Annotated in this window: 14 protein-coding genes, 1 pseudogene and 1 riboswitch; of the genes and pseudogenes, 2 read left to right on the top strand and 13 right to left on the bottom strand. The window is 62.8% G+C overall.

Annotation, left to right across the window (positions count from 1 at the left end; genetic code table 11):
• Positions 1-90: 90 nt before the first annotated feature.
• The 5 genes from ENZ75_RS06970 to ENZ75_RS06950 all read right to left on the bottom strand — a co-directional run bounded on the left by ENZ75_RS06970 (position 91) and on the right by ENZ75_RS06950 (position 4,446).
• The gene (locus ENZ75_RS06970) at positions 91-1,152 is read right to left on the bottom strand and encodes an ABC transporter substrate-binding protein (RefSeq protein ID WP_013530805.1); all 1,062 of its coding nucleotides are present in this window, start codon (positions 1,150-1,152) and stop codon (positions 91-93) included.
• Positions 1,153-1,209: 57 nt separating this feature from the next.
• Complete coding sequence (locus tag ENZ75_RS06965) at positions 1,210-2,181, bottom strand: PfkB family carbohydrate kinase (protein WP_063168551.1); 972 nt, start codon at positions 2,179-2,181, stop codon at positions 1,210-1,212.
• Positions 2,178-3,218, bottom strand: coding sequence for an ADP-ribosylglycohydrolase family protein (locus tag ENZ75_RS06960; RefSeq protein WP_063168552.1), 1,041 nt, complete (start codon positions 3,216-3,218; stop codon positions 2,178-2,180). The genes ENZ75_RS06965 and ENZ75_RS06960 overlap by 4 nt, the downstream gene beginning before the upstream one ends.
• 3 nt (positions 3,219-3,221) lie before the next feature.
• On the bottom strand, positions 3,222-3,947 hold the full coding sequence (locus ENZ75_RS06955; RefSeq protein ID WP_013530802.1) for a GntR family transcriptional regulator: 726 nt from the start codon (positions 3,945-3,947) through the stop codon (positions 3,222-3,224).
• 229 nt (positions 3,948-4,176) lie between these two features.
• The gene (locus tag ENZ75_RS06950; RefSeq protein WP_013530801.1) at positions 4,177-4,446 is read right to left on the bottom strand and encodes a DUF982 domain-containing protein; all 270 of its coding nucleotides are present in this window, start codon (positions 4,444-4,446) and stop codon (positions 4,177-4,179) included.
• 84 nt (positions 4,447-4,530) lie between these two features.
• On the opposite strand from ENZ75_RS06950, the gene ENZ75_RS06945 reads away from it, so the two are divergent.
• Complete coding sequence (locus ENZ75_RS06945) at positions 4,531-4,788, top strand: hypothetical protein (RefSeq protein WP_013530800.1); 258 nt, start codon at positions 4,531-4,533, stop codon at positions 4,786-4,788.
• 282 nt (positions 4,789-5,070) lie between these two features.
• Here the strand turns inward: ENZ75_RS06945 and ENZ75_RS06940 are convergent, their stop codons facing one another.
• The 6 genes from ENZ75_RS06940 to ENZ75_RS06915 all read right to left on the bottom strand — a co-directional run bounded on the left by ENZ75_RS06940 (position 5,071) and on the right by ENZ75_RS06915 (position 9,691).
• Positions 5,071-5,268, bottom strand: coding sequence for a DUF3309 family protein (locus ENZ75_RS06940; protein ID WP_082826496.1), 198 nt, complete (start codon positions 5,266-5,268; stop codon positions 5,071-5,073).
• A gap of 313 nt (positions 5,269-5,581) precedes the next feature.
• The gene (locus tag ENZ75_RS06935; RefSeq protein WP_024501580.1) at positions 5,582-6,277 is read right to left on the bottom strand and encodes an isoprenylcysteine carboxylmethyltransferase family protein; all 696 of its coding nucleotides are present in this window, start codon (positions 6,275-6,277) and stop codon (positions 5,582-5,584) included.
• Between the two features lie 172 nt (positions 6,278-6,449).
• Positions 6,450-7,472: an ABC transporter substrate-binding protein gene (locus tag ENZ75_RS06930; RefSeq protein WP_063168553.1), complete on the bottom strand. Its 1,023-nt coding sequence runs from the start codon at positions 7,470-7,472 to the stop codon at positions 6,450-6,452.
• The gene (locus ENZ75_RS06925; protein ID WP_063168554.1) at positions 7,465-8,232 is read right to left on the bottom strand and encodes an ABC transporter ATP-binding protein; all 768 of its coding nucleotides are present in this window, start codon (positions 8,230-8,232) and stop codon (positions 7,465-7,467) included. Before ENZ75_RS06925 ends, ENZ75_RS06930 begins: the two co-directional genes overlap by 8 nt.
• On the bottom strand, positions 8,229-8,990 hold the full coding sequence (locus tag ENZ75_RS06920; RefSeq protein WP_244514357.1) for an ABC transporter permease: 762 nt from the start codon (positions 8,988-8,990) through the stop codon (positions 8,229-8,231). Before ENZ75_RS06920 ends, ENZ75_RS06925 begins: the two co-directional genes overlap by 4 nt.
• A 92-nt stretch (positions 8,991-9,082) precedes the next feature.
• Entirely contained in the window at positions 9,083-9,691 is a 609-nt protein-coding gene (locus tag ENZ75_RS06915; protein WP_063170276.1) for a YkoF family thiamine/hydroxymethylpyrimidine-binding protein, read from the bottom strand.
• Positions 9,682-9,795: riboswitch (TPP riboswitch) on the bottom strand. (Overlaps the previous gene by 10 nt.)
• Before the next feature lie 184 nt (positions 9,796-9,979).
• On the opposite strand from ENZ75_RS06915, the gene ENZ75_RS06910 reads away from it, so the two are divergent.
• Complete coding sequence (locus ENZ75_RS06910; RefSeq protein ID WP_013530794.1) at positions 9,980-10,297, top strand: hypothetical protein; 318 nt, start codon at positions 9,980-9,982, stop codon at positions 10,295-10,297.
• Positions 10,298-10,366: 69 nt separating this feature from the next.
• On the opposite strand, the gene msrA is transcribed toward ENZ75_RS06910, so the two are convergent.
• Together msrA and ENZ75_RS06900 are read right to left on the bottom strand one after the other, a co-directional pair.
• Positions 10,367-10,885, bottom strand: a complete 519-nt coding sequence (gene msrA / locus ENZ75_RS06905; RefSeq protein ID WP_013530793.1) for a peptide-methionine (S)-S-oxide reductase MsrA — start codon at positions 10,883-10,885, stop codon at positions 10,367-10,369.
• An 82-nt stretch (positions 10,886-10,967) separates the two neighbouring features.
• A pseudogene (locus ENZ75_RS06900) lies at positions 10,968-11,848 on the bottom strand (glycosyltransferase family 39 protein); the annotation flags it as partial.

Below are 11,848 nucleotides of genomic sequence, written 5' to 3'. Positions count from 1 at the left end.
CTTCGCGACGCTGTCGCAGCTGCCATGATACCCTCCCCCAGGATTGAAACGCCAGCCGGCGCGAACCGCCGGCTGGCCGGGATGTTGGCTCTATTTCACGTCGACCTTCAACTGCTGCCACAGCGCCAGATAGGCTTCGCGCTGGGCATCGGTGATCGGCGCCTGGAACTGGATGCGTTTGGCCACCTCGGGGTCGCCCATGACCTTGCGGTTGAAGGCATCCTCGGGCAGCGCTTCCACCGCCTTGGTGTTGGCGGAGACAGGAGCACCGACCTTGGTGACCCATTCGACGTAGAATTTCGGGTCGATCATGTAGTTGATGAAAGCCTCGGCGCCGGCGACGTTCTTGGCGCCGACCGGAATGGAAAACGCGTCGAGCCAGGCGACGGCACCCTCCTGCGGCACGACCAGAGAGACCGGCAATTTGAAATGCGTCTTGGCGCGATCGGCCGAGCCGCTCCAGTAGGTGCCGATGTCGATCTGGTTGGAGGCGACCATCTGGTTCCAGTCGTTCTCCGAACTCCAGAAGGTCTTGATCTGCGGCATCAACGAGGTGAGCTTCGCCTTGACCGCATCCATATCCTTGATGTCGTTGATGTTCTGGCCCGTTGCGATGGCGCCGAACTGCACCGCTTCGACGGCATCGTCGCGAATGACGACGCGGCCCTTATGGGCGGCATCCCACATCTCGGCGATGCTCGTCGGCGGCTTGTCGAAGGATTTGTCGTTAATGGCGAGCGCGGTGAGGCCCCACACCCACGGCACGCCATAGACCTTGCCGTCATGGACGAGCATCGGCGATCCCGCCTTGTCCTTGCTGATGTCGGCGTAGTTCGGCAATTTGGAGACGTCGATCGGCTGGATCAGTTTGCCGTCCATCGCCTGGTCGTTGAAGGCGGCATTGATCATGACCACGTCGTAGAGGCCGGGATTGGTCCGGATCTTGGTCAGCATTTCCTGTTCGGAATTGAAGAAGTCGTTGACGACCTTGTTGCCGGTCGCTTTTTCGAAAGCCTCCACCGCCCATGGTTCGTCGGCGCCGTATCCCTTCCAGTTGAGCACATGCACTTCGTCAGCCTTGGCAGCGAACGCGAGTGCGGAGGTAAAGACGGCGGTCGCCGTCAGCAGAGCAGTCAAGTCAGGCATGCGCATGGTTGGTTCCTCTCTGTGGGTTTGCCCGGTTCCCGGGCTTGTCAGGCTTTCCAGCTGTTATGCATTGGCCTTCTGTGTCCGGCCTGCTCCCGACGGGTCGGCGGCATGGCTCAGGAATGTCTGGATTTGGTGGTCGGTCGGCGCCGACGAGCCGCCATGGCGGGTGACCGATATGGCCGCTGCCGCATTGGCATAGCGCGCTGCCTCGAAGGGCGGGATGCCGTGCGCCAGCGCGCTGACGAAAGCACCGATATGGGTGTCGCCGGCGCCATTGGTGTCGATGGCGGTGACTTTGAAGCCGGCAACGGTCTGCGCCGTGCCGTCGGCCAACCTGATATGGCAACCCTTTGCCCCGGAGCGGATGACCACGCCCGCTGCTTTCGGGCAGTGGTCGCCCAGCAGCCGTACCGCGAGGCCCTCGACATCGCCTGGGCCGGCAATCTCGGCGGCTTCCGTCGTGTTGCAGCTCAGCCATGTGGTGCGGGCAAGCACCCGCGACAGGATGGGACGCGGAATGTCCGTGATGACCGGCGTCGGGTCGAAGACGAAGGGAATACCTGCCGGCAGCGCCTCGATCCAATCAGTGAGCGCATCGCGACTCTTAGGGTAGCTCAGCGTGTAGCCGGAGGTGAACACCCAGTCTCCCGGCGCCACCGCGACCGGCGCCATCATGTCGAGGCTGAGAACGCTCTCCGCACCAGGCCACGACACGAAGGTGCGTTCGGCGTCGCTCGAGATCATGGCGACGCAGTTGCCGCTGTCCATCACGGGCGATGGCGGCGTCAGTGTCTCGATACCCTCGGCTATGAAAGCAGCGCGCAGGAAATCGCCATTGGGCCCGCTGCCGAGTTGGCCGCCGAACACCACCTGCCTGCCGGTGCGGCTGGCCGCCACCATCATGTTGAAGCCACCGCCGGCGACCTGGGCAAAGCTCGATGCCGTCTTTTCCATGCCGGGCGCCGGCAGGGCGTCGATGCGGTAGACATAGTCGACCACGGCACTGCCGACATGGACGAGACGGCCGCTCATTCCGCCGCGTCCTTGCCGGAACCGATTTTCGCCATCCTTGCTGCCACGAGATCGGCGGCGAGCGCGCGAACCTCCGACATGTCGAGGCCGACAAGCCGGGCGATATGCTGTTGCGGCAATCGGGAAAAACCGCTGCAGGCGCCGGCCATGCCGGCAGCGATGGCGCCGATCGTATCGGTGTCGCCGCCGAGATTGGCGCTGATGACGGCTGCTTGCCATGGGTCGCCACGCGCGACTTCCAGCACGGCGAAGGCCGCCGGAACGGATTCCTGGCTGGCGACGCCGGTGCCAACCAGATCGGTGATCAGCCGGATCGCATCCCTGATCGCCTTGCCGTGTACGATGTCTTGCGCCCAGACGATGCGCGCGGCGATGTCGCCGCCGGTCACCCAATGTCCGAGTGTCGCCCCTCGCCTCGCCGCCGCGACCGCGCTGGCGGAAGCGTCGCGCCAGCCACCGCCGGCGACGCCGCGGCTGACGGCTGCCGCAACGGCAGCGGCGGAGGCGATGGCAATCGAGGTGTTGTGCGTGGCCCGGCAGGTCTCAGCCACCTTGCCGACGAATCCTTCCAACGGTTCGAGCGGCATCATGATGCCGACCGGCGCGATACGCATCGCCGCACCATTGGTGTCGCCGCTGCGCCCCGCTTCCTCAGCCGGCATACCATTGTTGATGGCGTCGATGGCGCGTTTGGTCGATGGCCCCAAAAGGTCATAGCTGCCACGCGCCTTAACCTCGCGTTCCCAGTCGAGCAGCGCATTGACCCAGCGCGCGTGGTCGAAACGGTCGCCGGATTCGACCAGGATGCGGCCGAGCAGCAACGCCTGCTCGGTATCGTCGGTGATGGTGCCGGCGGCCAATCCCTTCGACACCGGATGATCCGGGAAAGGCTCGATGAAATCCTCAACATGGCCGTAGAGTTCGGCAATGCGAACCGGCGACAAAAGCTGCGTCGGCATGCCGAGCGCATCGCCCAGCGCTCCGCCGACAAGCGCCCCCATGGCGCGGTCAATAGCCTTGCTGGTCGCATCCGACATCGCTCAGAACCTCATATGCAGCGCAAAATGCGCCGGATTGAGCAGGCTGGTGACGTACTCGATCGGCCGGTCGTCGGCGGCGCGCGTCAGCCGGCGGCCACGCAGGAAAGGCGTGCCTTGCGGGCAGCCGAGGATGGCCGCATCCTCGGCATTGAGCATCTCGATCTCGACCCATTCCTCGCCATGGTCGGGAATGAGGCCGGCGACGCGCAGCGTCTGGTGCAGCGAGCCCTCGCGCAATCCGCGCAACGGTACGTCCTCGAGCTCGGAGGACAATGGCAACCGGCTGCGCTCGATGGAGATCGCATGGCCGTCGCTGGCGTTGGTGCGCACCCGGTCGACGGCGATGAAGAACGGGCTTTCGATGCCAAGCAGCGCAGCCAGATCGGGGTCTTCGATGACCTCCAGCCGCAGCGTCCGCGTCTCGGCATTGGCGCCGGCATCGGCCAGCGCGCGCGACCAGCCGATCGAGTCGTCGACCGGCTTGCCGTCGAAGGTGACGAACGAGCCGATACCAACCTTGGTCGTGATCAGCCCGCGGCTGGACAGTTCCTCGAGGCCTTTGCGGACCGTATTGCGGCTAACGGAGAAGCGCTGGACGAGTTCGTTCTCGCTTTGAAGGCGGTCGCCGAAACCGAGGACGCCGGAACGGATCTCATGTTCGAGGACGGTGGCGATCTGCTCGGGCTTGCCCGTGCCGGGAGACAGTTGAACCGCGCGCCGCTTCATAAGGGTACCTGTTCAATGAACCTGTATAATCCTGTTCAATACCGAGGCCCGGATGCTATGTCAACAGATGCCGAAGACTGACCAACAGGCAGCGAAATGTGCGGGATAACCGTGCAGGGCGTGCCGAGAGGCAGGTCAATAGCCCTGAAAAGCCGGTCGGCGATCGCCAAAAAGGGGCATACATCAAGGGGATGGAGCCAGATCCTGATTCAATTTCACCAGGGACAGGCTACGGGATCGACACCTCACGCGGTTCGACGAGGATGTCCGCCTCGATAGCGGCGTTGATGAACGCCGCTCTTGCCGCCGAGACTTCTTTCTTTCCCTCGAGCACGGCCAGACAGGCCTTGCGGGCAACCATATGCTTTTGCCCGGTCGCAACCGGCCAGCGGTTCAGCAGGATGTCGGCAGCCTGAGCGACCCGCTCCACGTTGAAGATCGAGTTTCGCGATCGGCCGAGCGCAATCCTGACCGGCTCATCGAAACGCTGATCTTGCACGATGCCACTCCCCAAAGTCGGCATTCATCGATTCGCGGCCTTCAACCCCGAGCAATGTGATAGGTTCTGCGCCAAAGGTGCAAGATGTCCGATTCCAGTGGCCAGAAAAATCCCAGGCTGATCGTCGTGGTCGCGTTCGATCGCGGTGAGGATGGCGAGTTGTTCCCAGCCTTTGGACCCGCCGACCAGCAGAGCGAGGATCGCGCCATACGCACCGCCAGGGCTCTGACGGCAAAGCATTCCGGCGTCATCGCCTGGAGCCGTGAGGCCGATCCGACGCTGGGCGAATATGGTCCGCCGAACACGCTCTTCGTCAGCGGTGACGTGCCTGACATGGAGTAGTCGACTGGCGCCAGCATCTGAACGCCTCGCCCATAGGGTTTGATGCGAGCCGGTTTTGCCTCGCCAGCAAGCAAAAGCCCGCTACGGTGAACCGGAGCGGGCCTTGGAGGAGGACAAGGGGTGGGACCCTCTCCTCTTGTTTCCACGGGGGGGTGTGGACCGCAATGACCATACGAAAGTTTTGCAGAGTGCAGGATCACAAGCCGGCTTGCCTGCATCACAATCCGGTGCACGCCGACATTGGGGCGCTCACGAGATTGCGATCAGTTGGCGATAACCCGGCTAGATGCACCCGAGTACGACAAGCACGATGACGATGAGCAGCACGAGCCCAAGGCCGCCGCCGCCATAGGAGCCGGCGCCGTAGGATTGAACCTCGCAGCTGCGATGTTCAAAAGACGAGCGCTCCAAAGGCCTACCGTTCCGCGATTGTGGCGGGCATCGCGCGGAAGAAGTCACGCCAGCAACAGAAACGGCCATCCTGGTGACGGCAACCAGAATTTAATTCCGGCACGCCTGTGGACCGCAGAAAGCCCACCAGCGTGGCGGGCTTTCCGATCGGCCGGAGATGGCGAGAAGCCGATTGCAGAAGCAATTACGCGAGGTAGTGAGTTTCAGCTTCACAGAGAGAGAATACTGAAATTGAAGTGTGGTATATATATCTCAAAATTTCTGAAATAAACGCCAGTAAAAGTCGCAATATTAGCTTGCACAAACAATGCGCAGGTCTATTGACGATCGAACGTTGCCAGTGTGGTTGCAGACCGAACGATTCTGCGCGCCGGGGCGCCTGTCAAACGACGCCGTAGAACAGCCTGTAGTGGACGCGCTTCATATAGTCCCGATACTCCGGCGTGACGGCCAGCAGCGCCTCTTCACGCAGGATGCGGTGCACCTGGAAGAAGGTGATCACCGCGTAGACGGCTAGATTGTAGAAGGAAAAGGCCGACAGCAGGAACAAGAGATGGCCGGCAAGATAGCCGGCATAGATCGGATGCCGCACCAGACGGTAGGCACCGCCTGTCATCACGCCGCGATTGCCCGGCAGAATGGCGAAAGAACGCCCCAGCGATATCTTTCCCCAGATTACGAACCCCAACGCCAGGGCCTGCAGCGGCGCCGCAACATGGACCGGGATGATGGCCACGCCCGGCTCCAGGTCGATGAAACCGACACCGAAGCTGGCGATCACGGAGACAACCACCGTGAGCGGGTTCCAGTCGCGAACCTTCGGCCGACGCGACAGAAGCAGCCAGGTAAAGGTCAGGATCTCGGAAATTGCCACCAGCGCCACATTGATGCGCGTCGGGTCGAGCATCAGGTGATACACGCCGCGGTAGACGAACATGCCCGCGAAGGCCAGCGCGCAGATCCGAAAGAAACCTTCCCGCAAATCCACCAGGATCTCACGCTTTCGGGCTGCGGACAGAATCCTGCCGTCACTGACGTGCGAAAGCGCCTCGCTTTTTGATATGAGCAATGCAGACACCCCAATGATCCCTCAGGGCGACCTTTGCACGCAACCATTGCCGGGCAGTTAATCAACAAGATCAGATCGGTATTAAACTGGCTGTCGGGGAGCCAGGGCGCCACTTCCAGACGACCTGCTCCACGCGGTCGCCAAGAAAGACTGGCGACCCATGTCATTTGGTTTTGCCAGACTAGCTCAGATAGTCGTTGCGGAAATAGCTCCCGAAATCCGGACGTCGAGCAACCAGCTTGCCGTCGGAATCGCGCAAAATGCCGGAGGCGAAGAGATAGTCGCCAATCGCTTCCATCTTGGCCGGATCCATCGTCCCGATGGCCCCGCTTTGGCTGCGTAGATAATGGCCGTCGATCAATGCCTTCAGCGAGGCGTGGATCAGCGCCGGATTGGTCAAGGCATCCTTGTTTGCAGCGATCAGCAGGGTTGCCGCATCGTCGGGGTGGTCGACAGCGAACTGGTAGCCGCGTCGCGTCGCCTGAACGAAGTCGGCCGCAGGCTTGGGATTGGCCTGGAGATAGGCTTCGCTCGAAGAGATCAGCGTCGTGTGCTCATCAGGCACGCCATAATCGGCATAGACGAAGCTGCGCTGCTTGACGCCCCTGAGTTCGGCTTCGACACCCTCCCAGGTCGAGACTTCGAGCGTGAAATCGACCGACCCATTGGCCAGCGCCTCATAGGCTGAGGTGCCGAGCGTCACCGTCTCGAAATTGCCCTTGCCGCCGTCGTGGCGAATGATGGTCGATATCAGCGCGTTTTCCCAGGCACTGCCGAAGCCGCCATAGATCAAGCCGTCGAGGCTTCTTGGGCTTTTGATCTCGTTGCGTGCCGCATTGAAGACCACGCGGCCTGTTTCGGATTGCACCACCGCATAGACGCCCTTCAGATCCGCCCCGGCGGTTCTCTGGGTGAACAGGCTGATGGTGCCGTTGATGCCGAAATCGGCGACGCGGTTTGCGACCAGCGTGCCCGCACCGGTATCGCTGTAGGGCAGGATGTCGACCTCGAGCCCGGCTTCGCGATAAAACCCTTTGTCGCGGGCGACGAACAGTCCGATGTGGTTGGTATTGACCGTCCAGTCGAGGGCGACGGTGACCTTTTGTGCCGCCGATTGTGCTCGAGCCCGACCCGTCCCGGCAATCAAGGGAAGGCCGGTGGCAAGGGTCAGCAACAAGGCCTGCCGGCGCGTCAAGTCAGTCATGATCGTGTCCTTTGGATGGATTGGGGTTGAGGATGATGTCGAGGATTTCGGCCTCGAGCGCGCTTGCCTGGCGCGCGGCATCGCCGCCAAGGCTGCGCGGGCGCGGCAACGGCACCCTGATTTCACGCACGATGCGGGCCGGGCGCGCCGACAGCACATAGATGCGGTCGGACAGGAACACGGCTTCGCGCACGTCATGGGTGATCAAGAGCGCCGTCCAGCGATGATGCCGCCACATCTGTTCGAGCCAGCGCTGCATGGCGGTGCGGGTCAGCGCATCGAGCGCGCCGAACGGCTCGTCGAGCAGGAGCATGTCGCGCTCCTGCACCACGGTGCGCAGCAAGGCCGCGCGCTGGCGCATGCCGCCGGACAGCTGCGCGGGAAAATGCCGCTCGAAGCCGGCAAGCCCGAATTCGGCAAACAACGGCGCAACGCGCGCCCGCGCCGCCTGTCTCCTCATACCTTGCACTTCGAGCCCGAGCGTCGTGTTGTCGAGGATGCGCCGCCATGGCATCAGCGCGTCGCGCTGCGGCATGAAGGCGAAGTGCCTGCCGTGGTCGTCGAGCCGCGCGCCGTCGAACAACATCTCGCCCTCGCCATGCTCGGCGCCGGTCAGAAGCTGGAACAGCGTCGACTTGCCGGCACCCGAGGGTCCAAGGATCGAGACGAACTCACCAGCGCCGACGCTGAGCGAAATATCGGCCAGCACGTCGAGCCCACCGAACGCCTTGTGCACATGCCGCAGTTCGAGCCGGCTCATCGCCAGGCCCCCTTCCCGGCAGTTTCCCTGTCGGCTCGCTCCCAGGGCATGGCAAGGCGCTGCAGCAACACGGTCAACCCGAACAGGACAAGGGTCAGCGCCGCGCTGACACCGACGGCGGCAAGAACCAGATCAGGACGGAAATTGTTTTTGGCGTTGAGCATGTAGATGCCCAGACCCTTCGCGGCACCGGCATATTCAGCGAAGATGGCGCCGACCACCGCATAGGTGATGGAGATCCTCAACCCGGCAAAGAAGTAAGGCAGCGCCGAAGGCAGCCGCGCCAGCAGGAAGATGCGCCAGCGCCCTGCCCCCATGGCGCGCAGCATTTGCCCGATCTCGGCCTCGGTCGCCTCATAGCCTTCGACCAATGCAACCAGCATCGGAAAAAAGGTGACCAGCGCCACCAGCATGATCTTGGGCGCCAGCCCGAAGCCGAACCACAGCACCACCAGCGGCGCGACCGCCACCAGCGGCAAGGTCTGGCTGACGATGAAGACGGGAAACAACGCACGCCGCAGCGGCTGGAAGAAGTCGACCAGCATCGACAGCACGAAGGCGGCGCTGAGCGAACAGGCAAAGCCAAGAAGCGTGGCACGGATGGTCGGAACGGCATTGTCGGCCAGCGCCTCGCGATTGAGCATCGCTTGCTCGAAGACGCGTGACGGCGCCGGCAGTATCGTGGCCCTGATGCCGGAATAGGTGGCATAAAGCTCCCACGCCAGCAGGAGCAAACCGGCCGAGATCATGGCCGGCATTGCCTTGACGAGAAAGCTCGCGATCGGGCGCGAAGCGACTGATGATGAGACCACGGGAGATAACCTTTGACGGCCGCGAGAGCGGCGCGGCTTCAGACGGCCGACGGGCTGTTGGCCGAGACCGTGACGTCGAGGGTTACGTGGCCAGCGCCTGGTCCGAAACGGCAGAAAGCCTCGTCCAGCGCCGAAAAGATCGCACCGGCATCACCGCGCAGTTTCGTGCAGAAATGTTTGGAGCGCTCATAGACGCCGGACTGCTTGAGAAAGTCTATGCAGCCGTAGATCTCGTCCATGTGGTCGTCTGTGCCCATCACATAGAGCGAGAACTGCGCCGCCGCCGGCTGGCCGGTGGCAGCAGCATTGCGCACCGCCGCGATGGCCGCGTCCTTGCGGGGGCCGAGTGGACCGACGGGCCCGCCAAACGCATCGGAGCGGCAGATCGGATCGTCCGGCTCGCCAGGGCAGCCGCGCGAGATGGTGGCCGACAACACGCAATGTTTGCCGCTGCGTGCCGCCGCCACGAAGAGGTCGCGCATGGCAGGAAACAGCACTTCGGGCGGCCCGATCAGCAAGGTCGAGATGTCGTCGGTCTCGATCCTGAGTTTGTCGCGCCAGGGATCGAGCGCACCGAGCGCGCCAAGGATGACACCGACGAAATCGTCGGTCATGGGATATAGGGAAATCTGTGCGCCTGAAAACATCGCCCGCCTCGCTCCGCTGGTATTACCCAGATCAGCTTCTAGGGTCTGTGGGCTTGCCGCCCCCGTCTCAGCCCCGACCGTACGGAGCACCCCTGTGGATGTGCGCCTTAAAGCATCATTCGAGTTGAAGGAAAAGCCGTTTTTTTTATCGCACTGCGCCAAAAGCATTGCGCCAGGGCGGGAGCGGTTGGCTCTGCCGGCGCGAGAATTTATCGGGAACCTTCACCAGGCCGCGAGGTTGTCCCACCAGTCGCTACGCGACGAGTTCACAGACAATGGAGACAAACCATGTTCATGAAAATCCTCGCAGCTTCGGCGCTCACCATTGGCCTGGCGACATCGGCCATGGCGCAGAGCAATGGCACAAGCGGCACCGACGGATCCGGCGGCAGCGGCAAGTCGGTCACCGTCGACCCAAATACGCCGGCTTCGCCGAACACGGTAGACCCCGGCACGACCAACAGTACGACGGTAGCACCGGGCGCCACGAATTCAAACGCGGATGAAAATTGCCCTGCCCATCCGCAGGGCGCACAGCCCGATGCCAGTGGAACGTCGCCGGGCACCACCGCGCCGACAGTTAATGACAACCATTGCGGCAAGTAGGAATTGCAATGAAAAGAAGCCGCGGAGCGAGCGCTCCGCGGCTTCTCAAATCCTGTCGTATCAGTGTATCTACGGCACCGCTTTTTCCCGAACCGGCAGCTTCCACCCCGGCCTGACGAAGTGGCAGGTGTATCCGTTGGGGTATTTCTCCAGATAGTCCTGATGCTCGGGCTCGGCTTCCCAGAAGGGGCCAACGGGTGCGACTTCGGTGACGACCTTGCCCGGCCACAGGCCCGAGGCATCGACATCGGCGATCGTGTCCTCGGCGATGCGCTTCTGTTCGTCGCTGGTGTAATAGATCGCCGAGCGATAACTCGTCCCGACATCGTTGCCCTGGCGGTTGCGGGTCGTCGGATCGTGGATCTGGAAAAAGCGTTCCAGCAGCGTGCGATAGCTTATGATGGCCGGATCGAAATTGATCTCGATGGCTTCGGCATGGCTGCCGTGGTTGCGGTAGGTGGCGTTGGGCACGTCGCCGCCGCTGTAGCCAACACGGGTGGAAATGACGCCGGGATAGCGCCGTATCAAATCCTGCATACCCCAGAAGCAGCCACCGGCAAGGACTGCGCGTTCGGTCGAAGTCGCCATATCACGTCTCCTCAAAGGCAAGTTTGTCTGGACATAGATGGGCATTGTCACCTGCTTCGTCCAGCGGACCGGCGGATCTGCTTCAGTTGCTCGGTCGGGCGAGGCCGTCGATAGCACCCGGCAACTGCCGCGCGCCAGGCGGAATGGCTGCGAAGCTGATCGCCACCGGCGGCGCCTTGAGCGACCAGTCGAAAAGAACGGTTTTGATCGGGATGTCGCCCACCCACGCCTGCAGATAAGATGGCACATCGCGCCCGGGCCAGACCAGCAATATGCCATGCTCGCGCAGCCGCTCCTTGGTGATCCAGGGGGCGTACTGCATGTTCAGTTCGGTGAAGATCGACGGCTTGTCATAGGCATTGAGGCCCGCCAGCGGCGCAATAAGGGCATGGCCGCCGACGATGTCGAGCCGATCGGGCGTCGCAGCGTGCCAGACAGCCTCTGCCTCATCCGAGATCTTTTGCGCCGGCCAGCAGACGGCGTCCATGCGCCCACGCAGATTGCATTTCGTCCAGCGGATGCCCGCATAGGCACCGGATATGCCGACAATGGAGATGAGCGCGCAGATCGCCAGCTTTCGCATCTCGATGGCGCCGAGGCGATGGCCCAGCAAGGCGAGCGCCACAACGCCAGCAAGATTGTACATCGGCGCGCCCCAGGCCTCGCCGGCGCCGGTGAACAGGGACGCCACCATGACGAGGATCGCCGGGCCAACCCCCATCCACAAGAGATAGACCAGCGTGCCGCGCCCGACGGGCTTTTGCGGCGCGGGCGAGCGCCGCAGCAGCCCTGATATCGCCAGCACCAGAAGAAAGCCGCAGAGCCCAGCCATCTGGACGCCGATATAATAAAAGCGGGAGCGATGAGCCACCACCCACTGATCGCGCCAGGCGGCATAGGTCAGCGGCAGGAAATCGACGCGGCAGAGTTCGGCGGCCAGTGGAGCGGCGACAGCGCCGAACA

The sequence above is a fragment of the Mesorhizobium sp. M7A.F.Ca.CA.002.04.1.1 genome (assembly GCF_004022805.1).
Taxonomy (GTDB): Bacteria; Pseudomonadota; Alphaproteobacteria; order Rhizobiales; family Rhizobiaceae; genus Mesorhizobium; species Mesorhizobium ciceri.
The sequence above is the reverse complement of the archived record's forward strand: the minus strand, read 5'-3'. Positions and strand labels throughout refer to the sequence as shown.

Bases quoted from the DNA above. Each gene is read 5' to 3' on its own strand.
- ENZ75_RS06965 (WP_063168551.1), bottom strand. From the start codon at position 2,181: ATGAGCGGCCGTCTCGTCCATGTCGGCAGTGCCGTGGTCGACTATGTC.
- msrA (WP_013530793.1), bottom strand. From the start codon at position 10,885: ATGGCGACTTCGACCGAACGCGCAGTCCTTGCCGGTGGCTGCTTCTGG.
- ENZ75_RS06915 (WP_063170276.1), bottom strand. From the start codon at position 9,691: ATGTTTTCAGGCGCACAGATTTCCCTATATCCCATGACCGACGATTTC.
- ENZ75_RS06930 (WP_063168553.1), bottom strand. From the start codon at position 7,472: ATGACTGACTTGACGCGCCGGCAGGCCTTGTTGCTGACCCTTGCCACC.
- ENZ75_RS06920 (WP_244514357.1), bottom strand. From the start codon at position 8,990: ATGCCGGCCATGATCTCGGCCGGTTTGCTCCTGCTGGCGTGGGAGCTT.
- ENZ75_RS06945 (WP_013530800.1), top strand. From the start codon at position 4,531: ATGTCCGATTCCAGTGGCCAGAAAAATCCCAGGCTGATCGTCGTGGTC.
- ENZ75_RS06955 (WP_013530802.1), bottom strand. From the start codon at position 3,947: ATGAAGCGGCGCGCGGTTCAACTGTCTCCCGGCACGGGCAAGCCCGAG.
- ENZ75_RS06940 (WP_082826496.1), bottom strand. From the start codon at position 5,268: ATGGCCGTTTCTGTTGCTGGCGTGACTTCTTCCGCGCGATGCCCGCCA.
- ENZ75_RS06925 (WP_063168554.1), bottom strand. From the start codon at position 8,232: ATGAGCCGGCTCGAACTGCGGCATGTGCACAAGGCGTTCGGTGGGCTC.
- ENZ75_RS06960 (WP_063168552.1), bottom strand. From the start codon at position 3,218: ATGTCGGATGCGACCAGCAAGGCTATTGACCGCGCCATGGGGGCGCTT.
- ENZ75_RS06910 (WP_013530794.1), top strand. From the start codon at position 9,980: ATGTTCATGAAAATCCTCGCAGCTTCGGCGCTCACCATTGGCCTGGCG.
- ENZ75_RS06970 (WP_013530805.1), bottom strand. From the start codon at position 1,152: ATGCGCATGCCTGACTTGACTGCTCTGCTGACGGCGACCGCCGTCTTT.